4 protein-coding genes and 1 pseudogene are annotated in these 26,094 nt (G+C 63.0%); 4 read left to right on the plus strand and 1 reads right to left on the minus strand.

Annotated features, from left to right (window positions below; genetic code table 11):
* Positions 1-1,342 (minus strand): annotated as a pseudogene (locus tag D8U18_RS25430) (type IV secretion protein Rhs); the annotation flags it as partial.
* A 244-nt stretch (positions 1,343-1,586) separates the two neighbouring features.
* Between D8U18_RS25430 and D8U18_RS25435 the strand changes: the two are divergent.
* The 4 genes from D8U18_RS25435 to D8U18_RS25450 all read left to right on the plus strand — a co-directional run bounded on the left by D8U18_RS25435 (position 1,587) and on the right by D8U18_RS25450 (position 26,094).
* Positions 1,587-2,282 (plus strand): HAD-IA family hydrolase, encoded by a 696-nt coding sequence (locus tag D8U18_RS25435; protein ID WP_131108858.1) that lies wholly within the window; start codon positions 1,587-1,589, stop codon positions 2,280-2,282.
* Between the two features lie 81 nt (positions 2,283-2,363).
* Complete coding sequence (locus tag D8U18_RS25440; protein WP_056854883.1) at positions 2,364-3,098, plus strand: alpha/beta fold hydrolase; 735 nt, start codon at positions 2,364-2,366, stop codon at positions 3,096-3,098.
* 248 nt (positions 3,099-3,346) lie between these two features.
* Positions 3,347-14,332: a non-ribosomal peptide synthetase gene (locus tag D8U18_RS25445; RefSeq protein WP_131108860.1), complete on the plus strand. Its 10,986-nt coding sequence runs from the start codon at positions 3,347-3,349 to the stop codon at positions 14,330-14,332.
* Positions 14,332-26,094 (plus strand): non-ribosomal peptide synthetase, encoded by an 11,763-nt coding sequence (locus D8U18_RS25450; protein WP_131108861.1) that lies wholly within the window; start codon positions 14,332-14,334, stop codon positions 26,092-26,094. The genes D8U18_RS25445 and D8U18_RS25450 overlap by 1 nt, the downstream gene beginning before the upstream one ends.

A 26,094-nucleotide genomic window follows, 5' to 3' on the forward strand; every position in this document is an offset into this window, starting at 1 on the left:
CATGGGTGGCGGTGCGGTCGGCGGCGTCGGCGCTGTCGCCGTTGGGGTTTTTCGCTTGCGCAGGGACATCATCCCGATGTTCCTGGCGAGCCAGACGGGTCATGGCTGCGGACTTGTTACGAGCGATGGCGACGGGGTTGTCCACCAGCACATCTGCCGACCCTGTCGGGCTGATGCGCATTGGCACCGCAGGCGCGGGTTTCAGGGGCGCGTTGCGGACATTGATCACCACGGGTTTGAGAGCGCCCGCGTGTCTGGACAGATCAGATCGGCGGGCCAGTTCGGCCAGGCGCAAACCTGCTGCTGCGAGCCATTGTCGGGTGCGTTCGGACTTGATCTTCGCCAGCACCTTGGTGCTGATGCCGAGACCCAGGCCGGCAGGACCGGTCAAGCGCACGAGCAGGAAACTGATCAACAACTCTGTACGAATTTGCGCCACGACTTCAGCGATGTACTGCGGCGGCAACATCCTCAGCCAACTGGTAAAGGCCGCCAGATGAATGAACATCAACGGCTCGTCGCTCAACACCAGCAACACGTTGGCGATCGCTTCAGCCGAGGCGTTCAGCAGCGTGGCGAGTTCGACTTCGCTCAGGTATTGAAGGAGTTTTTCACTGTTGGCCTGCAGGTCGGCCATCAGGGCAAAGACCTGCTTCACGTCATCCCATAGACCCTGCAGCGTTTTCTCGAACCCAAGCCAGTCCGCTTGCTGCAACAGGCCGTAGCGCTGGATGAAATCCGCCTCGGAAAAGTGGCTCCACTGCGGTTCAAACTCGAGGGTCCATTCGTTGCGCAGCCAGCCTTCCAACTCACCGACAACGTCCTGGTAAGAGTCGTACAGCGCTTTGACGTGTTCGCGGGTTACGTTGGGAAAAAAAGTGATGCGGTAGCGCTTGCCACGCCAGCAATCAGGGATTTTGAGGATGCCGCTCGGGCCAATGGTTTGATGGATCGGCTCGCCGTATTTCGCGCCGTCGGCACCTTCGGATATCAACGGTTCGAGCTTGACCGGGGTATTGCCGATGGGCACGAAGCGCGCGGCTTCGAACATGTGCACCAGGGTCAACGGGCCGCTGGCGGGGCACGTGGCAACCGTGGAACTGACGGGGGTGGTGGAGTTTTTCGGGGCGCTCAGGCGGACTTCGTTGCCGACCTTGAACACTTGCTCGACAGTCAGTGTCCCGCCAGTCCAGAAATTTTCCGCCCAGGATTGATAGTCGTTGAGGCAGAGGCGGAAATCACCGAGCACCGCTTCGACGTCCGGTCGCTGCGGGTTCATGGCAGCGACCACCAGCAGGCCGATGGTGTTGTTCAAGGCCAGCAGCTTGTCTGGATCAAACATTCGCGGGGTTTCGCCTGGAGAAATAGGCGGGAAACTTTGCGTTGGATCAGGTGCGAAAGAAGTCGGGAAAATTGGAGTTTTCTGTAGGGCGAATCGCCAAATCAGTGTCGCCGCTTCGTCATGAGGCGGGTTTTGCCCGTTGCCCTGGGGCTGCCACGCTCGCTATGCTGCTGAAACCTTTAATCCATCACGGAACGGCCGCACCTGAGCCGCCTGGGATATCGTTCAATACGGATCAGATGCGATGAATGCACCGCTGAAAGAATTCGGCCCGATCAAGGCCGTGATTTTCGATATGGACGGCTTGTTGCTGGACACCGAGGGCATTTACACCGAAGTCACGGCTCTGATCGCTGCACGCTATGGGCGAACTTTCGACTGGAGCCACAAGCAGAACATCATCGGTCGTGGCGCGGGTGATCTGGCGCGCTACGTGGTCGAGGCGCTGGAGCTGCCGATCAGTGCCGAGGAATTCCTGGTGATCCGCGAACCGCTGATGCGCGAGCGTTTTCCTACAGCGCAGGCAATGCCTGGCGCACAGGAGTTGGTTCGGCATCTGAAGGCGCACAACATTCCGATTGCCGTCGGCACCAGTTCTTCGAGCCAGTCGTTCGGTCAGAAAACCACGTTGCATCGCGACTGGTTCGCCTTGTTCGATTTCATCGTCACCGCCGATGACCCGGACGTGGGCGCGGCCAAACCTGCACCGGATATCTTTCTGACTGCCGCGCGGCGCCTGGGCGTTGCTCCCCGGGATTGCCTGGTGTTCGAAGATTCACCGTTCGGTGTCACGGCGGCGAAGGCAGCGGGGATGACCGCGATCGCGATTCCGGACGCGGCCATGGCCGATGAAAAATACGCACACGCCGATGGCATTCTTCGTACGCTCAAATCCTTCAAGCCGGGCGCCTTTGGCTTGCCGGCGCTGGAATGGGCCTGACATCTGTAGGCATTTGATCGGCGACTAATTCCAGGCGTACTTCATCCGTTCTCTGAACAGACAACTTTTGAGGTACGTCCGGTGACCCCGCTGACTTTGCTGTGCCTGCCTTATTCTGGCGCGAGCGCCATGGTCTATAGCCGCTGGCGGCGCAAACTGCCGGAGTGGATCAAGCTGCAACCGGTGGAATTGCCGGGGCGTGGCGCGCGCTACGGCGAGCCGTTGCACACCGACATGCGCCGCCTGGCCCTGCAATTGGCCCACGAACAAAAAGCCATGCTCAAGGCACCGTATGCCTTGTTCGGCCATAGCCTGGGTGCCTTGCTCGCCTGTGAGATGGCCCATGCGTTTCGTTCGCTGGGCGTTGCGGAACCGGTGGCCTTGTTCGCCTCCGGCACCGCGGCGCCAACCATGCGTCTGGAATACGACCGTGGTTTTGCCGAGCCGAAAACCGATGCCGAATTGATCGAGCAACTGCGCAGCCTCAATGGCACCCGCGAAGAAGTGCTGGCCAATCAGGAACTGATGAGCCTGACACTGCCGATCCTGCGCGCCGACTTCCAGCTCTGCGGACGTTTCGAGCCGATCCAGCGACCACTGCTCAAGTGTCCGGTGCACGTACTCGGCGGCAAGGCAGACCGAGCGACCACCGAGCAGTTGATCGGCTGGAGCAAGGAAACCCACGGCAGCTTTTCCTTAGACATGCTCGCTGGCGGGCACTTCTTCATTCATGAGCATGAAGCCAAGGTACTCAAGGTGATCAAGGATCAGCTTGACGTTCATCATCGACGACACGCTATGGCCGTCACTGCCTGACCCCGATTCTGTAGGAGCAAAGCTTGCTCGCGATGGCAGTGTGACTGGCGATATCCATGTCGGATGTCACACCGCTATCGCGAGCAAGCTTTGCTCCTACCGGTTTTGGGTTGGTCAGTTTTCTGTTATCGCCCTCGTTTTATCTCCCTTCTGATAGTTGTTCTCATTCGCTAATTTTTCCGGTCTGCATTCGTTTTATAGGGACGACGTGCCTTTGTGCTTCCCGCCACTGATCCGGATACCAAGAAATGAATGCTGAAGACTCCTTGAAACTTGCTCGCCGGTTTATCGGGTTGCCCCTGGAAAAGCGCCAGGTGTTCCTCGCGGCCTTGCACAAGGAGGGCGTTGATTTCGCCCGTTTTCCCATTCCTGCCGGCGTCGACGCCGAGGATCGCCAGGCGCTGTCGTACGCCCAGCAACGCATGTGGTTTCTCTGGCAACTGGACCCGCAAAGCGGTGCGTATAACTTGCCCGGTGCGGTGCGCCTGAGCGGTCGTCTGAATCTGGCGGCGCTGGAACAGGCCTTCGCCAGCCTGGTGGCGCGTCACGAAACCCTGCGAACGGTGTTTGCACCGCAGCCCGACGACAGCCTGCTGCAAGTGCCGGCGACGGCGCCGCTGGTGATCGAACACGTCGATTTCTGCAGCTTGCCGGCCAATGAGCGCGAGCAAGCCGTGGCACAAGCCGCCGAGCGGCAATCGGTGTTGCCGTTCGACCTGGGCACGGGGCCGCTGCTGCGTGTCACCTTGCTCAAACTCGCCGAGCAGGAACACGTCATGCTGTTGACCCTGCACCACATCGTCTCGGATGGCTGGTCGATGAACGTGCTGATCGATGAATTCATCCGTTGCTACGACGCTTTCGATGCCGGTACGCAACCGCAACTGGCGCCATTGCCGATCCAATACAGCGACTACGGCTTGTGGCAGCGGCGCTGGCTGGAGGCGGGCGAGCAAGCGCGGCAGCTCGAATACTGGCAGGCACAATTGGGCGACGAACACCCGGTGCTGGAATTGCCGCTGGATCATCCGCGCCCGGCAATGCCGAGTCATCGTGGCACCCGCTACGAGTTCGCCGTCGACGAGCACCTCGCCGAGCAACTGCGCGCCACTGCACAGAGGCACAACGTCACGTTGTTCATGCTGCTGCTCGGCGCGTTCAACGTGCTCCTGCAACGCTACACAGGCCAGCGCGACATCCGCGTCGGTGTGCCGATTGCCAACCGCAACCGCGGCGAAATCGAAGGCCTGATCGGTTTCTTCGTCAACACCCAGGTGCTGCGCACGCAACTGGACGGCCAGACTCGGGTCGACGAACTGCTGCATCGCATCAAGGAAACGGCCCTTGGCGCACAGGCTCATCAAGACTTGCCGTTCGAGCGACTGGTCGAAGCCTTGAAACTGGAACGCAGCCTCAGCCATACGCCGCTGTTCCAGGTGATGTACAACCACCAGCCGCAGGTTGCCGACATCAGCAGCGTCACTACCGCCTCCGGTTTGGCGCTGGGCATGATCGAGTGGCAAGGGCGCACCACCCAGTTCGACCTGACCCTCGATACCTATGAAAAGGCGGGAAAGCTGCACGCCGCATTGACCTACGCCAACGACCTGTTTGACGCCACGACCATCGCACGCATGGCGCAACACTGGACGCGCTTGCTGCAAGGCATGGCCGGCGATTCACAGCAACGCATCAGTGATTTGCCGATGCTGGAACAGGTTGAATACCAGCGCATCGTGCACGACTGGAACCGCGCCGATGAACGCTTCGCCGAAGATTTGTGCATTCATCAGATGATCGGCAAGCAAGTGTCCGAAAGCCCTGATGCATTGGCCGTGACCTTTGCGGACAAACGCCTGACCTACAGCGAACTCGACCAGCAAGCCAATCGCCTGGCACACAAACTGATCGAACTGGGCGTCGGCCCGGAAATCCGCGTCGGCGTGGCAATGCAGCGCTCCGAACAGCTGCTGGTGGCCTTGCTCGCGGTACTCAAGGCTGGCGGTGCCTACGTACCGCTCGACCCGGATTACCCGGCCGAGCGTGTCGCCTACATGCTGGAAGACAGCCGCGCGCTGCTGCTGTTGACCGAACAGGACGTGGCCAAGACCCTGATCGTGCAGGCCGCATCCCAATTGCTGATGCTCGATGGCATAGCGACAGGCCTGGCCGATTACCCGAGCGATGCCCCGATCACCCGTGTCACGCCGGACAACCTGGCCTACGTGATCTACACCTCCGGCTCCACCGGCAAACCCAAGGGCGTGGCCATCGCCCACCGTAACGTGCTGGCGCTGATCGACTGGTCCGCATCGGTTTACAGCCGCGAAGACATCCAGGGCGTGCTGGCCTCGACCTCGGTGTGCTTCGATCTGTCGGTGTGGGAGTTGTTCGTCACCCTGGCCAACGGCGGTTCGCTGATCATCGCCCGCAATGCCCTGGAGCTGCCGCAACTGCCGGCCCGGGATCAGGTGCGGTTGATCAACACCGTGCCTTCGGCGATCAATGCGCTGCAACGCGACGGGCAGATCCCGCCGAGCGTGCGCATCATCAACCTGGCCGGTGAGCCGCTCAAGCAAAGCCTGGTGGAGGCGTTGTACCGGCAAGCGAGCGTCGAGCATGTCTACGACCTGTACGGCCCGTCGGAAGACACCACTTATTCGACCTGGACCCGCCGCGAGACCGCTGGCCGCGCCAACATCGGCCGGCCGCTCAAGCACACCGCCAGCTATCTGCTCGATGCCGACCTGCAACCGGTGCCGCAAGGCGTGTCCGCCGAGCTGTACCTGAGCGGTGCCGGGATCACGCGCGGCTACCTCGCACGGGCCGGCATGACCGCTGAAAAGTACGTACCCAACCCGTTTTCCAGCACTGGCGAACGCCTGTACCGCACCGGCGACCTGACCCGGTATCAGGCCGACGGTACTCTGCAATACGTGGGCCGCATCGACCATCAGGTCAAGGTCCGTGGTTTCCGTATCGAGCTGGGAGAAATCGAAGCGCGGTTGTTGCAGCAGGACGCCGTGAGAGAGCTGGCGGTGTTGGCGCAGGACGGTTTCAGCGGTCAGCAGTTGGTGGCGTACATCGTGCCGAGTGACGTGGCACTGGTCGTCGATGCCGATGCGCAAGCGATCCTGCGCGAGACATTGAAAGCGGCGCTGCGTCAGCATTTGCCGGACTACATGGTCCCGGCGTTCCTGCTGTTCCTCGAACATCTGCCGCTGACCCCTAACGGCAAACTCGACCGCAAGGCGTTGCCGGCGATTGATGGCGTTACGCAACAACGCGAACACGTTGCACCTCGTAGCGAATCGGAAAAATCCCTAGCGGCCATTTGGCAAGACGTGCTGGCCATCGACAGCGTCGGCCTGGAAGACAACTTTTTCGAGCTGGGCGGCGACTCTATCGTTTCAATGCAAGTGGTCAGCCGTGCGCGGCAGGCCGGGATCGTGCTCAGCCCCAAGGACTTGTTCCAGCACCAGACCATCCGCAGCCTCGCTCAAGCGGCACGCACTGGCGGGCTATCGCAGATCGATCAAGGTCCGGCGGTTGGCGAAGTGGCACTGGCCCCGGTACAGCAATGGTTTTTCGAACAAGAGATCCCCGAGCGTCAGCACTGGAACCAGTCGCTGCTGCTGGTACCGCGGGTGGCGTTGAATGTCGAAGTGCTGGAGCGTGCCCTGGAGCAATTGCTGACTCAACACGACAGCTTGCGCCTGCGTTATGCACAGGCAGAAAACGCCTGGCTGCAAACCTACGCCGCGCCGACCACGCAGTCGGTGTTGTGGCAGCGCAAGGCGCAATCGGTCGGTCAGCTCAACGCCTTGTGCGATGAAGCCCAGCGCAGCCTCGACCTGCACGACGGACCGTTGCTGCGGGCAATGCTGGTTGCGATGGCCGATGGCTCAGAACGTTTGCTGTTGGTTATCCACCACTTGGCGGTGGACGGTGTTTCCTGGCGCGTGCTGCTGGAAGATTTGCAGCACTTCTACAACGGCGGTACCGCGCAGGCGAAAACCAGCACCTATCAGCGTTGGGTCGCACGTTTGCAGGAGCATCTGCCGGCCTTCGAACGCAACCTCGGCCACTGGCAGGGCCAACTGCAAGACGCGTCAAATGAGCTGCCGTGCGAGCGCCCGAACGCTGCGCTGGAAAACCGCTACGAGCAAAAGCTCGAACTCAAACTCGACAGCGAGAAAACCCGCAAGCTGCTGCAACAGGCGCCGGCGGCTTACCGCACCCAGGTCAACGACCTGTTGCTGACCGCACTGGCCCGCGCCGTTTGCCGCTGGAGCGGGCAGGGCAGCACGTTGATTCAGCTTGAAGGTCATGGCCGCGAAGACCTGTTCGATGAGATCGACCTGACCCGCACTGTCGGCTGGTTCACCAGCCTGTTCCCGGTCAACCTGAAACCCCGCGCCGATCTCGGCGCGTCGATCAAAACCATCAAGGAGCAATTGCGCAACGTGCCGGACAAAGGCCTGGGCTACGGCGCGCTGCGTTATCTCGGCTCGAAGCCCGTACGCGATGCACTGGCGGCGTTGCCGCAACCGCGCATCACCTTCAACTATCTGGGGCAGTTCGACCGGCAGTTCGATGAAGGCGCGTTGTTCACGCCGTCCACTGAAGGCAACGGTGTGGCGCAGGACCCCACGGCGCCGCTCGGCAACTGGCTGGTGGTTGAAGGCCAGGTCTACGGCGGCGAGTTGTCCCTGAGCTGGGGTTTCAGCCGCGAGATGTTCGACACCGCGACCATCCAGCGTCTGGCTGACGAGTACACGTTGCAGCTCAACGCACTGATCGATCATTGCTGCGTGCTTGAAGTGGCGCAGGCCACGCCGTCGGACTTCCCGTTGGCGCAGATCGATCAGGCGCAACTCGATGGGTTGCCGCTCTGCGTCTCGACGCTGGAAGACTTGTATCCGCTGTCGCCGATGCAACAAGGCATGTTGTTCCACACCCTGCACGAGCCGCAGGTCGGCGCCTACATCAGTCAGTTGCGTTTGGACATCGGTGGCCTGGACGTCGAGCGTTTCAGCCGCGCCTGGCAGGCCGCGGTCGAACGTCACGACATTCTGCGCAGCAGCTTCCATTGGCAGGGGCTCGACGTCGCGCATCAGGCGATTGCCTGGCAGGTGACGCTGCCGCTCGAGGTGCTTGAAGCGACCGACACCGACGCACTGGCCGATGCCGAACGGGCACGAGGTTTCGAACTGGGTTGCGCGCCGCTGTTGCGCTTGAAACTGGTGCGTACCGGCACCGACGCCTGGCACCTGATCTACACCAGCCATCACATCCTGATGGATGGCTGGAGCAACGCGCAGTTGCTTGCCGAAGTGATCGAGCATTACGCAGGCGAGCAATCGCTGCCGGCGCCGACGGGGCAGTACCGCGATTACCTCGGCTGGTTGCAACAGCAATCGGCCGACGCTGGCGAGCAGTTCTGGAAAGCTGCGCTGGCACCTCTGCACACACCGACGATGCTGGCCGAAGCCCTGCGCCCACCCGTCGGCGTCGAGGGTAGCGAGGACCTTCGCGTGACCCTCGACAGTCGCGCAACCCAACAGCTGGCCGAGTTCGCCCGCCAGCAAAAAGTCACCCTCAACACCGTGCTGCAAGCGGTGTGGAGCCTGTTGCTGCAACGTTACACCGGTCAGGATTGCGTGGTGTTCGGTGCCACGGTGGCCGGGCGTTCGGCACCGCTGCCGGGCATCGAAGAGCAACTGGGGCTGTTCATCAACACGCTGCCGCTGGTGTGCTCGATGAAGCCCGACCAGAGCGTCAGCCAGTGGTTGGGTGAACTGCAAGGCCTGAACCTGGCGATGCGCGAGTTCGAGCACGTGCCGCTGTACGACATTCAAGGCTGGGCGGGGCAACAGGGTTCGACGTTGTTCGACAGCCTGCTGGTGTTCGAAAACTTCCCCGTCGCCGAAGCCCTGAAGCAGGGTGCGCCGGCCGGGTTGTCGTTCGGCAACCTGCATAACCATGAACGCACCCACTATCCGCTGACCCTCGGCGTCGAGCTGGGCGAAGCGTTGAGTGTCGATTTCAGCTATGACGCGGCGCGTTTCAGTGCCGCTCAGGTGGCGCAGCTCGCAGCCAATCTGCAGCACCTGCTGAGGCAATTCGTGGCAGCGCCGGAAATGGCACTGGGAGAGCTGGAACTGCTCGATATCGCAGGCAAGCACGCGTTGCTCGCCATCAGTCAACCGGCAATGGTCGAGTTATCCACAGGGCTTTTGGCTCACGAGCGAATTGCCGCGCAAGCCGCTGCCGCTCCGGATGCGCTGGCATTGCAGGTCGATGGCCAATTCCTGAGCTACGGCGAACTCAATGCCCAGGCCAACCGCCTGGCTCATCGTCTGATCGACAACGGCGCCGGCCCCGGCAAACGTATCGGCCTGGCCTTGCGGCGCGGTCCACAGTTGATTGTCAGTTTGCTCGCGGTACTGAAAAGCGGCGCGGCCTATGTGCCACTGGACCCGAAATACCCGGCCGAACGCCTGGGCTACATGATCGAAGACAGCCGCCTTGAGGTGCTGCTGTGCGAACCCGGCCTGCTGGACGATTTGCCGCTGCCAGTGCATCTGCGCCTGTTGAGCCTTGATGAAACCGCAGGCTACCCGGCCAACGATCCACCAAGCCATGTCGTTGCCGAGGATCTGGCCTACATCATCTACACCTCCGGTTCCACCGGCCGGCCCAAAGGCGTGGCGATTGCCCACGGTGCGCTGCGCGAGTTTTGCCAGACCGCCGCCGATTATTCGCGGTTGTCGGCCGCCGACCGCGTGCTGCAATTCGCGACCTTCAGCTTCGACGGTTTCGTCGAGCAGTGCTACCCGGCGCTGTGCGTCGGCGCGGCGTTGATCATGCGCGGTGACGACTTGTGGGACGCCGGCCGGCTGGCCGCGCAAATCGTCGCCCAAGGCGTCACCGTGGCCGACTTGCCGGCGGCCTACTGGTTCCTGCTGGCCCGCGAATGCGCCAGTGGCGTGGTGCGTAACCTTGGTGATTTGCGCCAGGTGCACGTCGGCGGCGAAGCCATGTCGGTGGAGGGTTTACGCCTGTGGCATCAGGCTGGTCTGAGCCCTGTGCGTTTGCTCAATACCTACGGTCCGACTGAAGCGACCGTGGTCTCCAGCGTGCACGATTGCCAACTGCAAGATGCCAGCGATGCGTTCGGTATCCCGATTGGTCGTGCAATCCCCGGTCGTGCGCTGTATGTGCTGGATTCGGCGGGTCAACTGCTGCCCGCCGATGGCGTCGGCGAGTTGTGCATCGGAGCTCCGGCCTGCCTGGCGCAAAGTTATTTCGACCGCCCGGCGCTGACCGCCGAACGCTTTCTGCCCGACCCGTTTGCCCGTGAACCGGGGGCGCGGCTGTACCGCAGCGGTGACCTGGCGCGCTATAACGCCCAGGGCGATCTGGATTACGTCGGGCGCATCGACCATCAGGTGAAAATTCGCGGGTTGCGCATCGAGATGGGCGAGATCGAAGCCTGCCTGCAAGCTCGGGACGAGGTACGTGAAGCGGCGGTCATCGCCCAGGACGGTACGCAACTGGTGGCGTACATCGTCGCCAGTGGCGCGGTTACGTCCGAGACACAATACCTGCAAGCGCTCAGGTCGGTTCTGCGCCAGTCGCTACCGGAATACATGGTGCCGAGCCATTTGCTCCTGCTCGACAATCTGCCACTCAACAACAACGGCAAACTCGACCGCAAGGCCTTGCCAAGGGTTGAAGCCAGTGCTGCACAACGGGCCTTCGTCGCACCGCTGGAAGGGCTGGAATCGCAGCTGGCGCAGATCTGGCAGCACGTGCTGCAAGTGGAACAAGTGGGCCGCGACGACAACTTCTTCGAGTTGGGTGGCCACTCGTTGCGGGTACTGCAAGTGATTTCGCGGGTGCGTCAGCAACTGAACATCGAACTGTCGGTGAGCAGCCTGTTTTCCGCTGCGAGTCTCTCGGAGTTTGCCGAGCGTGCGGCACTTGCCGAAATCAGCGCTCAGCCGCCACTGCAACCTGCGGCGGCCGATCAGCCGCGAGTTCTGTCCTACGCCCAGCAGCGCCAGTGGATTCTCTGGCAACTGGACCCGCACGGCAGTGCCTACAACATCCCGGCCGCACTGCGCCTGAAAGGGCCGTTGAACCGCGACGCAATACGTGCAACCTTCCTGCACTTGCAGGCCCGTCACGAAACCCTGCGCACGACCTTCGAACAGGACGGTCAGCATGCCCGCCCGTTGGTGCACGCCGAACTGGCGTTGCAGTTGAGCGAGCGACCAGTTGTTGAGTCGGCGCTCAGCGATGCGCTGGCCGAAGAAATTGCCCAGCCGTTCGACCTGCGCACCGGTCCGCTGTGGCGAGCGTTGCTGCTGCAAGTCAGCGCCGAAGAGCATGTACTGGTGCTGACCGTGCACCACATCGCCGCCGACGGCTGGTCGATGCAGGTCATGGTCGATGAATTCAGTGCTTTGTATCAGGCGGCCATCGAGGGCTGCGCGCCTGACCTCAACAGCTTGCCGGTGGCTTACAGCGACTATGCCCGCTGGCAGCGCGACTGGCTGGAAGCGGGTGAGGGCGCCCGGCAACTGGCGTGGTGGCGCGAGCAACTGGACGGCAGCCAGGCACCGCTGGAACTGCCGAGCGAACTGAGCCGTCCGGCCCGTCGCAGCGGGCGCGGTGCCAGCCTGATGCTCAACGTCGATCGGCAACTGCTGGCCGGTTTGCGTGAGCAGGCGCAGGAGCAGCAAGTGACCTTGTTCATGCTGCTGCTGGCGAGCTTGCAGGCCTTGCTGCACCGCCAGAGCGGGCAGTCGGGCATCAGCGTCGGCGTGCCGAGCGCCGGTCGTTCGCGGATCGAAACCGAAGGCCTGATTGGCTTCTTCATCAACACCCAGGTGCTGCGTGCCGAGATCGACGGGCAACAGCCGTTCAGTGCCTTGCTGCAACAGGTCAAACAAACGGCACTGAATGCCCAGGCTCATCAGGACTTGCCGTTCGAGCAATTGGTCGATGCCATGCAGCCCGACCGCAGCCTCAACCACAGCCCGCTGTTCCAGGTGCTCTTTAACCACCAGCAACAGTTGGGCGCGAGCGTCGAGCGGGTGGTCGGCGGTTTGCAGGTCGAGCGCTTGCACTGGCAACAGCACACCGCACAATTCGATCTGGTGCTCGATACCCAGGAACAAGGCGACACACTGGACGCCAGCTTGACCTACGCCAGCGATCTGTACGACGAAGCCTCGATGCAGCGTTTCGCCGAGCAATGGCTGAACCTGCTGCGTGCGGTGGTGGCCGATCCGCAGCAGCGCGTCGCCGAACTGCCGTTGCTGCAAGCCTCGCATTACGACGCTTTGATCGAGCACTGGAACCCGGCGTTCCAGCTGCAAGCGCCATCGCCGACCTTGCATCAGTTGTTCGAAGCGCAAGCCGCGCAACGGCCGGACGCGATTGCATTGGTTTTTGAGGGCGAACACCTGACCTACGCCGCGCTCAACGCCCAGGCCAACCGCCTGGCGCGCAAGCTGCGCGAGCAGGGTGTCGGGCCGGAAGTGCGCGTGGGCATCTCCACCGAGCGGGCGCTGCCGCTGGTGGTCGGTCTGCTGGCGATTCTCAAGGCCGGTGGCGCCTATGTGCCGCTCGATCCGCAATACCCCGCCGAGCGCTTGAGCTACATGATCGACGACAGCGGCATTGCGCTGCTGTTGACCCAGTCTCACTTGATCGACGGTTTGCCGGCACGTGATGGCGTGCAGGTGCTCGACCTGGGCGCGATGCAACTGGACGCTTACAGCGCCGACAACCTGGCGCCGCTGGCGACGGCGGACAATCTTGCCTACGTGATCTACACCTCCGGCTCCACCGGTCGCCCGAAAGGCGCTTTGCTCAGCCATGGCAACGTCGGGCGCTTGCTGACGGCCACCGCCGAACAGTTCAACTTCGGTCCGGACGATGTCTGGACCTTGTTCCATTCCTACGCGTTCGATTTCTCGGTGTGGGAGCTGTTCGGTTCGCTGTGCACCGGCGGGCGCCTGGTCATCGTGCCGTACTACATCAGCCGTGAGCCGCAGGCATTCCACCGCTTGCTCTGCGATCAAGGGGTGACGGTGTTGAACCAGACCCCGACCGCGTTCCGCCAGCTGCTGCCGATTGCCTGCGCCAGCGCACGCGATCTGGCGCTGCGTCAGGTGATCTTCGGTGGCGAAGCGCTGGAAGTGGCGAGCTTGCGCCCGTGGTTCGAACGCTTCGGCGATCAACAGCCGACGCTGGTGAACATGTACGGCATCACCGAAACCACCGTGCACGTGACCTATCGCGCGATTCGCCTGGCGGACCTCGACGGCAAGGCCCAGAGCCCGATCGGCCTGCCGATCCGCGACCTGCGCTGGTACTTGCTCGACAGCCAGTTACAACCGGTGCCGGTGGGGGTGGCAGGCGAGCTGTACATCGCTGGCGCCGGTCTGGCGCGGGGTTATCACGGACGTTTCGGCCTCACCGCCGAACGCTTTGTACCGAGCCCGTTCGACGCTTCGCAACGGCTCTATCGCAGTGGCGACCTGGCGCGCCAACGTGCCGACGGCAGCATCGATTACCTCGGGCGCATCGACCAGCAAGTGAAGATCCGCGGTTTCCGCATCGAACTGGGCGAGATCGAAGCCGCGCTGCTGGCGCAACCCGGCGTTCGCCAGGCGGTGTTGAGCGTGTACACCGCTGACGCCGGGCCGCAGCTCTGCGCCTATGTCGTCGCCGAGCAAACCCCGCATGACCCGATTGCCTGGCGTGACAACCTGCGCGCCGCGCTCAAGGTCGACCTGCCGGACTACATGGTGCCAAGCCACTGGCTGCTGCTCGACGACTTGCCGCTGACCAGCAACGGCAAGCTCGACCGCAAGGCTTTGCCGCTGCCGGATGCCGAAGACTGGCAGCGACCGTTCGAAGCCCCCGAGGGCCAACTCGAACAGCAACTGGCGGCGATCTGGGTCGACGTGCTGGGCGTGGCGCAGATCGGGCGGCGCGACAACTTCTTTGAATTGGGCGGGCACTCGCTGCTCGCCGCCCAGGCCAATGCCCGCGTGGAACTGGAATTGGGCATCGAGCTGCCGTTGCGCGCGCTGTTCGAAAGCCACGACCTTCAGGCTTACGCCGCCATGGCCTCGCAACAAGCCCCGACTGACAACGATGCACGTCTGGATGCGCTTGAGTCGCTTCTCGACGAGATGGAGATCAACTGATGGAACACAGCACCGCCATGCGTATCGCCACCCGCTTCGCCGGCCTGCCTGCCGACAAGCGCCGCGAGTTTTTGAGCAAGATGCAAGAGCAGGGTGTGAGCTTCGGTCAACTGCCGATTCCAGCCGCCGTCGAGCCGCCAGCGCACTTTGAACTGTCCTACGCGCAGCAGCGCCAATGGTTCCTCTGGCAACTCGATCCACAGAGTTCGGCCTACAACATTCCCGCGGCCCTGCGTCTGCATGGACCGTTGAATGTAGAGGCCCTGCAACAGAGTTTTGACCGGTTGCTGGAACGGCACCAAAGCCTGCGCAGCCGTTTTGTCGAGGATGACGGCCAGGTGCTGCAATCCTTGGCGACGTTCACTTCATTGGCTATCGAGCAGCACGATTTGCGCGATGAACCTGCGGCGCAACGCTTCGAATGTGCAATGAAAAAAGTCGAGCAGGAGATCGCCCGCCCATTCGATTTGCAGCACGGCCCATTGTTGCGTGTCAGCCTGCTGCAACTGGATGCCGAGGATCATGTGCTGGTGCTGACCCTGCACCACATCGTCACCGATGGCTGGTCAATGGGGGTATTGATTGAAGAGTTTTCCCGACTGTATGCCGCCCATTGCCAAGGGTTGGACGCAGAACTGCAAGGGTTGCCGATCCAGTATTCGGATTACGCCGCGTGGCAACGGCGTTGGATGGAAGCGGGGGAGCTGGAACGGCAACTGAACTGGTGGCGTGAAAAACTCGGCAGCGAACAGCCGCTGCTGGAACTACCGACCGATCGCCCGCGCCCGGCCCAGCCGAGCCAGCTTGGTGCGCGACTGGACTTCGCCCTCGACGCGGACTTGGCCAGCGGTCTGCTGACCCTGGCCAAACAACGCGGCGTGACGCCGTTCATGCTGTTGCTGGCCAGTTTCCAGGCCTTGCTCTATCGCTACAGCGGCCAAGCCGACCTGCGCATCGGTGTGCCGATCGGTAACCGTAATCGCAGCGAAACCCGTGGCCTGATCGGTTTCTTCGTTAACACCCAAGTGATGCGCGCCGAACTCGACGGACGCCTGCCGTTCAGCCAGTTACTGGAGCAGACCCGCGTCACTTCGCTGGATGCCCAGGATTACCAGGACTTGCCGTTCGAGCGTCTGGTGCAGGCGCTGCAAGGCGAGCGCAGCCTCAGCCACAGCCCGCTGTTCCAGGTGATGTTCAACCACCAGCAAGCCCGGCCGGCAGCGGTCAGCGGTTTGCTGGCGGGGCTGCGGGTCGAGGCGTTGAACGCCACGGCGCAGACCACGCAATTCGACCTGCAACTCGACACCCAGGAACAGGGTGACCAACTGTTCGCCAGCCTGACCTACGCCACCGACCTGTTCGACGCCGAGCGCATCGAAACACTGGCCCGGCATTGGCGCAACTTGCTGGCCGGCGTGCTGGCAAACCCGCAAACCCCGCTGGCCGCATTGCCACTGCTGGATGCCGATGAGCGCCTGCGTATCCTCGACGAGCTCAACGACACCGCTCAGGAGTATCCGGGCGAAGTCTGTGTGCAACGGCACTTCGAAGCGCGGGTGCTTGAAAATCCTCAAGCGACGGCGCTGGTGTTCCAGGGCCAGACCCTGAGTTATGCACAGCTGAATCTGCGCGCCAACCGCCTGGCCCATCACTTGCGCGCGCAGGGTGTCGGCCCGGAAGTGATCGTCGGGATCGCTTGCGAGCGTTCGCTGGAAATGGTCGTCGGCCTGTTGGCGATTCTCAAGGCCGGTGGCGCCTATGTGCCGCTGGACCCGGAGTATCCGCGCGATCGCCTGAGCTACATGATCGAAGACAGCGGTATTTCGCTGTTGCTGACCCAGGAGCATTTGCTGTCTCAATTGCCGACCCCGGACACCGTGCGCACCTTGTGCCTGCACGCCGAAGCCGATTGGCTGAGCGATCTGCCGGGCAGCGATCTGCCGAACATCGCCGTGGCGGAAAACCTCGCCTACATGATCTACACCTCCGGTTCCACCGGTAAGCCAAAAGGCGCGGGCAACCGCCATGTGGCGTTGCACAACCGTATCGAATGGATGCAGCAGGCCTACAACCTGCAACCGTCGGACCGCGTGCTGCAAAAGACCCCGTTCAGTTTCGACGTGTCGGTGTGGGAGTTTTTCTGGCCGCTGATGAAAGGCGCCACGCTGGTGATCGCCGCACCGGGTGAGCATCGCGACCCGCAACGCCTTGCCGCGTTGATCGTCGAGCAGTCGATCACCACGCTGCACTTCGTGCCGTCGATGCTCTCGGCGTTCATTGGCGCTGATGAAGCGCTGGTCTGCACCTCGCTGACCCGGATCATTTGCAGCGGTGAAGCGCTGCCGATGGAGCTGCAACGCCAGACCCTGCGCAGCCTGCCCCGAGCCAACCTGTACAACCTGTATGGCCCGACCGAAGCGGCCATCGACGTGACTCACTGGACCTGTGTCGAAGAGGGCCGCGACAGCGTGCCGATCGGCCGCCCGATCGCCAACCTGCGCACCTGTATCCTCGACAGCGAACTGCAACCATTGCCGCTGGGCGCGGTGGGTGAGTTGTACCTCGGCGGTGTCGGTCTGGCCCGCGGTTACCACCGTCGCGGCGCGCTGACCGCCGAGCGTTTTGTGGTCGACCCGTTCGGCAGCGGCGAGCGTTTGTACCGCACCGGCGACCTGGCGCGTTACCGCGCCGACGGCGCCATCGACTACTGCGGACGCATCGATCACCAGGTGAAAATCCGTGGCCTGCGCATTGAACTCGGGGAAATCGAAGCGCGCCTGCAAGAACATGCCAGTGTGCAGGAAGCCGTGGTGCTGGCCCTCGACGGCCCGAGCGGCAAGCAACTGGTGGCCTACATCGTGCCGCAGCAGCGTACCTTGGTCGACGCCGATGCCGAACGGCAGGGCGTGTGGCGTGAAAGCCTGAAAAGCCATTTGCTCGGCAGCCTGCCGGATTACATGGTGCCGGCACAGACGGTGCTGATCGAGCAAATGCCCCTGAGCCCCAACGGCAAGCTGGACCGCAAACGCCTGCCGGCGCCGACCGCGCAGGTCAGCCAGCGCGCATTCGAAGCACCGCGCAGTGCCCATGAGCAGGTGCTGGCGCAGATCTGGCAGGACGTGCTGGGCGTTGAACAGGTCGGGCGTCAGGACAACTTCTTTGAGCTGGGCGGCGACTCGATCATCTCGATCCAGGTGGTCAGCCGTGCTCGCCGCGCCGGCCTGAGCCTGCAACCGCGCGACCTGTTCCAGCAGCAAACCCTGCAAGCCTTGGCCGCCGTGGTCAAGGAACAAGCAGCACCGTCGGCGCAACAGGGGGCGGTGGATGGCGTGCAAAAACTCACGCCGATACAGCGCTGGTTCTTCGCCGAGCCGATCCCGCAACGCGCTCACTGGAACCAGGCGGTGTTGCTGACACCGCGCGAAACGCTTGAACTGCCGCGTCTGCAAAGCGCCTTGCAGCGTGTGCTCAAACAGCACGATGCCCTGCGTCTGCGCTTCAGTCAGGTCGACGGCCAATGGTCGGCGCGTTATGTCGGTGCCGACAGCGCCGACGTCATCGACATGCTCTGGACCGCCCGCGTCGCCAGCGATGCCTCGCTCGAATCGGTGTGCGACGAAGCCCAGCGCAGCCTCAGCCTGCAGGACGGGCCGCTGCTGCGAGTGGCGCTGATCGCCCAGGCCGACGGATCGCAACGGTTGCTGCTGGTGATCCATCACCTGGCGGTGGACGGGGTTTCGTGGCGGGTGTTGCTGGAAGATTTGCAGGCCGCCTATCAAGGTGAAGCATTGCCGCCAAAAACCAGCGCGTTCCAGGCCTGGGCCGACAAGCTCGACGCTTACGCACGCTCTGAAACCGCCGCCGCCGAACTGCACTGGTGGCAGGCGCAACTGGCCGGGGCCAGCGATTCGCTGCCGGCAGCCAACCCGCAAGCGAGTCAGGCCGGGCATCTGCGCCAGGGCGTGAGCATCGGCCTGGACCGCGATCAGACTCGCCAATTGCTGCAACGGGCACCCGCGGCCTACCGCACCCAAGTCAACGACCTGCTGCTCACCGCACTGGCCCGCACCCTCAGCCGTTGGACCGGCCACGCATCGGCGCTGATCCAGCTCGAAGGCCATGGCCGCGAAGAACTGTTCGACGATATCGATCTGACCCGCACCGTTGGCTGGTTCTCCAGCCTGTTCCCGGTGCGCCTGACGCCGACCGCCGAGCTCGGCGCTTCGATCAAGGCGATCAAACAGCAACTGCGCGAAGTTCCAGGCAAAGGCCTGGGCTACGGCCTGCTGCGCTACATGGGCGATGCTGCGGCGCAATCGGCATTGGTCGCGCTGCCCCAGGCGCGGGTGACGTTCAATTATCTCGGCCAGTTCGACCAGAGCTTTGCCGAGGACGCCTTGTTCTCCCCGGCCAAGGAGTCCAGCGGTGCCGCGCAATCGGCGGATGCGCCGTTGCCGAACTGGCTGTCCGTGGACGGCCAGGTCTACGGCGGCGAATTGAAACTCGATTGGACCTTCAGCCGTGAATGCTTCGACCTGCGCGACATTGAAGCTCTGGCGATCGATTTCCGTGCTGAGCTGTTGGCGCTGATCGACCATTGCCTGAGCGACGGTGCGGGCGGCGTGACCCCGGAGGACTTCCCGCTGGCGCGGCTGAGCCAAGCGCAACTTGATGGGTTGCCGGTGCCGTCGGGGCACATCGAAGACGTGTATCCGCTGTCGCCGATGCAGGCCGGTTTACTGTTCCACAGCCTCTTTGAGTCGGCGTCCGGCGCCTATGTCAACCAGCTCAGCGTCGAGGTACGCGGCCTTGATGCGCAACGATTGGGCCGGGCGTGGCAAGCGGTGCTCGACAGTCATGCGATCCTGCGCAGCAGCTTTCACTTCCCACAGGGTTTCGAAGCGCCAGTGCAGGTGGTCCATCGTCATCTTGAGTTGCCGATGACCTGCCTTGACTGGCGTGATCGCGACGATCAGGTCGAAGCGCTGGCGCAACTGATCGACAGCGAACGCCTGCAACTGGATTCAACTCAAGCGCCGTTGATGCGTTTGACGCTGGTGCGCCTGGATGACGAGCGTCAGCAACTGATCTACACCCACCATCACCTGTTGCTCGACGGCTGGAGCAATTCGCTGTTGCTCAGCGAAGTCTTGCAGCGTTATGCCGGCCAGGAAGTGCCCGCGCCAACCGGACGTTTTGCCGACTACATCGGCTGGCTGCAACGTCAGGATGCCGAGGCAGACGAGGCCTTCTGGCGCGGGCAACTGGCGAGCCTGGACAACCCGACGCTGTTGTCTCAGAGCCTTGCGCATGGCGATAACAAACAGCCCTCGCCAGCGGAGTTTGCCGACCATCGCCAGACCTTCGATGTCGCCACCAGCCAACGTTTCAGCGACTTTGCCCGCCAGCAGAAAGTCACCCTCAACACCCTGGTGCAAGGCGCGTGGGCGCTGTTGCTGCAACGCTATAGCGGGCAACGCAGCGTGGCGTTCGGCGCCACTGTGGCCGGGCGTCCGGTGGACTTGCCGGGGGCCGAAAGCCAGCTCGGGTTGTTTATCAACACCTTGCCTGTGATCAGCAGCCCCGACGCGGTGGAAAGCGTCGAACAATGGCTGAACCGCTTGCAGGCGCAGAACCTCGAACTGCGCGAGCACGAATTCACCGCCCTCGGTGACATCCAGCGCTGGGCCGGGCGTGCCGGTGAGCCGCTGTTCGACAGCCTGCTGGTGTTCGAAAACTTCCCGGTGGCCGAGGCCTTGCAACAGGGCGCGCCGGCCGGTTTGAGCTTCTCGATCCCGCACAACCACGAACGCACCAATTTCCCGCTGACCCTGGCGGCCACCGCCGAAAGTCAGCTGAGCCTGCATTGGAGTTACCAATGCAGCCACTTCAGCAGCACGGCGATTGTGCGCATGAGCGAGCACCTGGCCGCGTTGTTGGCGGCAATGGTTGCCACGCCTCAGGCAGCGTTGAGTGAACTGGACCTGCTGACCGCACCCGAACGCACCCAGCAATTGCTGGAATGGAACCCGCCGTTCAAGGTCGCGCAAAACCCGCTGTGCGTGCATCAGTTGATCGAGGCCCAGGCCGTTGCCCGGCCTGATGCCACGGCGCTGATTTTCAACGATGTGCAACTGAGCTTCGACCAACTCAACTGCCGCGCCAACCGCTTGGCCCACCATTTGCGCGGGCGCGGTATTGGCCCCGAAGTGCGGGTCGGCCTGACGATGCAGCGTTCGCCGGAAATGATCGTCGGTCTGCTGGCGATCCTCAAGGCGGGCGGCGCATATGTGCCGCTCGACCCGGCGTATCCGGCGGAACGCCTGCGCTACCTGATGGATGACAGTGGGATCTCGCTGCTGATCAGCCAATCCTGGCTGCGGGAAAAACTGCCATTGCCCGAAGGCCTGGCGGTAGTGGAAATCGACCGCGAGCCGCTGGAGTCCATGGCCGACAGCAACCCGGTCAACCTGACTTGCGGTGAAAACCTCGCCTACCTGATCTACACCTCGGGTTCCACCGGGCGGCCGAAAGGTGTGAGCGTGGCCCACGGTCCGCTGGCCATGCATTGCCTGTCCATCGGCGAGTTGTACGGCATGACCCCGGACGACCGCGAACTGCAATTTGCCTCGATCAGCTTCGACGGTGCCCACGAACGCTGGCTGACCCCGCTGGTGTTCGGTTCGGCGGTGATGCCGCGCGACGACGAGTTGTGGAGCGTGGAGCGCACCTGCGCCGAGATCGAAAAACACCGCATCACCATCGCCTGCTTCACCCCGAGCTACCTGGCGCAGATCGCTGACTACATGGGCGAAGCCGGGCGCGATTTGCCGATCCGCTCTTACACGCCGTGCGGTGAAGGCATGGCCAAGCATGCCTTCGATGAAGTCCAGCAAGTGCTGCAACCCAAACGTCTGATCAATGGCTATGGCCCGACCGAAACGGTGATCACCCCACTGATCTGGCTGGCCTATCCGGATACCGAATTCGACTCGGCGTTCATGCCGATCGGCCGGCCCGTTGGCAACCGCAGTGCCTATATTCTGGACGGCGGCTTGCAGCCGCTGCCGGTGGGCGTGGCGGGCGAGTTGTACCTGGGCGGCGAGGGCGTGGCGCGGGGGTATCACCAGCGCCCGGACCTGACCGCCGAACGTTTCGTGCCGGATCCTTTCGTGCCGGGCGCGCGTCTGTATCGCAGCGGCGACCTCGCACGATTCCGCGCAGACGGGGTGGTGGAATACCTCGGTCGCATCGACCAGCAGGTGAAGATTCGCGGGTTCCGTATCGAACTCGGCGAAATCGAAGCCTGCCTGATGGAACACGAAGGCGTGCGTGAAGCCTTGGTCATCGACCGCGATGGCCCGACCAGCCGCCAGTTGGTCGGTTACGTGGTGCCGCGTGATCCGTTGGCAGATGAACAAGACCTGCGTGAGGCACTGACGGCGCACCTGCGCAGTCGCTTGCCGGCGCACATGTTGCCGGCGCACCTGATGTGCCTGGCGGCACTGCCGCTGACGCCGAACGGCAAGCTCGATCGTCAGGGTTTGCCAGCGCCGCAAGCCTCGCGCCAGAGCCTCGATCAAGTGGCAGCGGCATCGCCCGCCGAGGCGCTGCTGGTAGAAATCTGGCAGGCGCTGCTGGGCGTGGATTCGCTGGGCGTCACCGAGAATTTCTTCGAACTGGGTGGTGACTCGATCATTTCCCTGCAAGCGGTGAGCCGTGCCGGACAGCGCGGGCTGGTGTTCAGTCCGAAGCAGTTGTTTGAGCAACAGACCATCCGTGCACTCGCCGCCGTGGCGACCCGTCGTGAAGCTACGTTGGTCGACACGCCGACCGTCGAGGCGTTTGCCCTTGTTCCGCAGATTGATGCAGCGGCTCGTACAGGGCTGCAAGACCTGTATCCACTGTCACCGATGCAGCAGGGCATGCTGTTCCATTGCCTCGATTCGCCGGAGCTCAACCCCTACGTCAACCAATTGAGCGTGGCGGTCGACGGCTTGCAGGTGCCGCGTTTCCGTGCGGCGTGGCAAGCGCTGGTCGAGCGTCACGAAGTACTGCGCGCGGCGTTCCGCTGGCGCGATGGGCTGGCCGATCCGCTGCAAGCGGTGTTCGCCGAGGTCGAGTTGCCGATCGAAGAACTTGACTGGCGCGAGCGTAGCGACACCGAGCTGGCGCTGAGTGAACTGGCGGATTCCGAGCAAGCCAAGGGCTTCGACCTGAGCTGCCCACCGCTGATGCGCTTCATTCTGGTTCGCCTCGGTGAAGCGCGTTACCAGATGATCTGGATCTACCATCACCTGCTGCTGGACGGCTGGAGTGCTTCGCGCCTGCTCGGCGAAATGCTGCGCCTGTACCACCACGACAGCCTGCCGGCGCTGACCGGTCGCTACGCCGACTACATCGCCTGGCTGCAACGCCAGGATGATGCCCAGGCCGAAGCTTTCTGGCGTGAGCGTCTGGCCTTGCTGGAAGCACCGACCATTCTGGCCAAGGCCTCCGGTGCCAGCGGTTGCGGCCATGGCGTGATGTACAGCGACCTCAATGCCGAGGCGACGCGCAAGTTGCACAGCTTCGCCAAGCGCCAGCGCGTGACCCTCAACACCCTGGTGCAAGGCGCCTGGCTGTTGCTCTTGCAGCGCCATAGCGGCCAGCGCAGCGTGGCATTCGGCGCCACGGTGGCGGGGCGTCCAACCGCTTTGCCCGGTGCCCAGGACATGCTCGGCCTGTTCATCAACACCTTGCCGGTGATCCAGACCCTCGACCCGCAACAGCCGCTCGGTGAGTGGCTGCGTGAGCTGCAGGATTACAACCTGGCGGTGCGCGACTACGAACACACGCCGTTGTCCGACGTCCAGCGCTGGGCCGGGCAGGGTGGCCAGGGGCTGTTCGACAGCATCATCGTCTTTGAAAACCATCCGGTGGACCGAGCCTTGCGCGGTGGCGAGGAAGGCGAGTTGCGCTTCGCCGAAGTCGGCAGCGGCGGCGTCACCAACTTCCCGATGGACTTGATGGTCAGCGCCAACGAGGAAGGCCTGGAAGTCGAATATCTGTACCTGCGTGATCGCTTCAGCGAACAGGAAGTCGAGCGCATTCGTGCCCAACTGGAAGGGTTGCTGCGTGCATTGCCTGAGGATGCCGACTGCTTGCTCGGCAACATTGGCTTGCCCGAAGCGCGTTTGAGTCTGCCGCACGAGTCTGCCGACAACACTGATCTATTGCTCGCGTTCAATCAGCATGTCCGTCATCAGCCGCAGAAAATGGCGTTGTTCTGCGAGGACCGGGAGCTCAGCTATGCCGATCTCGATGCACAGGCCAACGGTCTGGCTCAGCAACTGATCGCACGCGGCATCGGCGCGGAAAACCTGGTGGCCGTGGCGCTGCCGCGTTCCGAACGGACCCTTGTCGCGTTCCTCGCGGTGCTCAAGGCGGGCGCTGCGTATCTGCCGCTGGACCTCGCGTACCCGGCCGAACGGCTGGCGTACATGCTCAGCGATTCAGCGGCGAGCCTGTTGATTTGCGACAGCGACATCGGTGAACGCCTGACGTTGGCCGACAGCCCGCCGCGTTTGTTGCTCGATCAACTGAACGTTGCCGGCAGCAGCGAGTGCCCGGTTGTCGAGCCGCTGCCCGGCCACCTGGCGTACCTGATCTACACCTCGGGGTCTACCGGCCAACCCAAAGGCGTGGCCGTGTCGCGGGGGCCGATTGCCCGGCATTGCCGCGGCATCATCGATCTCTACGAACTGGCAACCCGCAGCCGTGAATTGCACTTCATGTCGTTCGCCTTCGACGGGGCCCAGGAGCGTTGGCTGAGCGTAATGCTGGCCGGTGGCAGCCTGGTGATCCGCGAGGACAACGTGTGGACGCCGGAGCAAACCCTGGAAGTGTTGCATCGGCACAGCGTCACCGTCGCCTGCTTCCCGCCTGCGTACCTGCAACAGATGGCCGAAGTGGCCGAGCGTCTGGGCAATCCCCCGGCGGTCGAGGTGTATTGCTTTGGTGGCGATGCGGTGCCGGACGCGAGTTTCGAACAGGTCAAGCGTGCCTTGCGGCCGAAGCGTCTGGTCAACGGTTACGGTCCGACTGAAACCGTGGTCACGCCGCTGCTGTGGCGTGCCGAGGCCAGCGAGCGTTGCGATGCCGCCTATGCGCCGATTGGGCGTGGCGTCGCGGGGCGCGGCTTGTACATACTCGATGCCGATCTCAATCCGTTGCCGGTGGGTGTCAGTGGTGAGTTGTACCTGGGCGGCGAATGCCTGGCGCGGGGTTATCACCAGCGGCCGGGGATGAGCGCCGAGCGTTTCATACCCGATCCGTTCGAGGCCGGTGGCCGCATGTACCGCACCGGTGATCTGGTGCGCCAGCGTGAATGCGGCTTGATCGACTACCTCGGCCGACTCGACCAGCAAGTGAAGATTCGTGGTTTCCGCATCGAACCGGGCGAAATCGAAGCGCGCTTGCGCGATTGCGTGGGCGTGCAGGATGCCGCCGTGGTGGTGCACGACACGCCGACCGGCAAGCAGTTGGTCGGGTATGTGGTGGCTGGCGCTGCGGTCGGGCTGGACCGTCGCTTGAAAGCCGAGCTGCAAGCGCAAATGCCGGACTACATGGTGCCGGCGCGAATCCTCGTGCTGGAGCGTTTCCCGCTGTCGGCCAACGGCAAGCTCGACCGCCGCGCACTGCCCGAGCCGGAATGGGCGCTGGGCGGCTATCGCGCGCCGCGCAATGCGCTGGAACAGGCGTTGACCGCGATCTGGCAAGACGTACTCGGCGTGCCGCAAGTGGGCATCGACGACAACTTCTTCGAACTCGGTGGCGACTCGTTGCAGGTGCTCAAAGTCATCTCGCGGGTGCGCAGCCAGCCGCAGTTGGGCTTTGAGTTGAAACTGCGCGACTTGATGCAGAAACCGTGCATCGCCGAGCTCAGTGGCTATCAGGTAGTCGAGCCCGCGAAAGCACCAGACCCGTTGTTGGCGCTCAATAGCCGGGTCGCCAATGTGCCGGCGCTGTTCTGCCTGCACGCCGGTTTCGGCACGGTGTTCGACTATGAACCGCTGGCCCGGCGTCTGGAAGGTCGGCGCACGGTGTATGGCCTGCAATGCCGCATGTTGCTTGATCCGCAGTGGCAGGACGAATCGCTGCTGGCGATGGCCCAGGCCTACGCCCAACGGCTTCGTGCACAACAGCCGCACGGTCCGTATTACCTGTTGGGCTGGTCGTTGGGGGGCGCGTTGACGCAACTGGTCGCTCGGGAACTGGAAGACCAAGGGCAAACAGTGGCGTTTGCCGGACTGGTCGACAGCTACGTGGCGGGCACCGCGGAAGCAGGGGACTGGCGCGAAGATTTGGCGGACTTCCTGAAGTTCGTCCTCGGTCAACCGTCTGAAGACGCAGAAGCATTGATTGATTTGAAAGCCGCTGGCCTGAGTGAACGGGAAGGCGCCGCAGCGGTGATTGAAGCGGCAATGCACGGTGCCAACGAAAACGCGGCGTTGGGCGCGAGCGAGCTGACGCAGATCTTCGCCACCGGCTCATCGCTCAAACAACTGGCGCTGGCGCAACGACGATTGCCATCGGTGCAGGTGGCGGCGCATCGCTGGTGGGTGGCCGGGCGTGATGACGAGCGCCGGGTGTTCGAAGCGCAAGTCGGTCATCACGGCGTGGATCGCTTGTTGGCGGGCGGGCATTACGAGTTGTTGCGTGGTGATGTGTTGCTCAATGAGCTTGAGCAACTGTTGGAGCGCCGGACAGCTATTGCTTGA

The sequence above is a fragment of the Pseudomonas sp. Sample_10 genome (genome assembly GCF_004321495.1).
Classification (GTDB): domain Bacteria; phylum Pseudomonadota; class Gammaproteobacteria; order Pseudomonadales; family Pseudomonadaceae; genus Aquipseudomonas.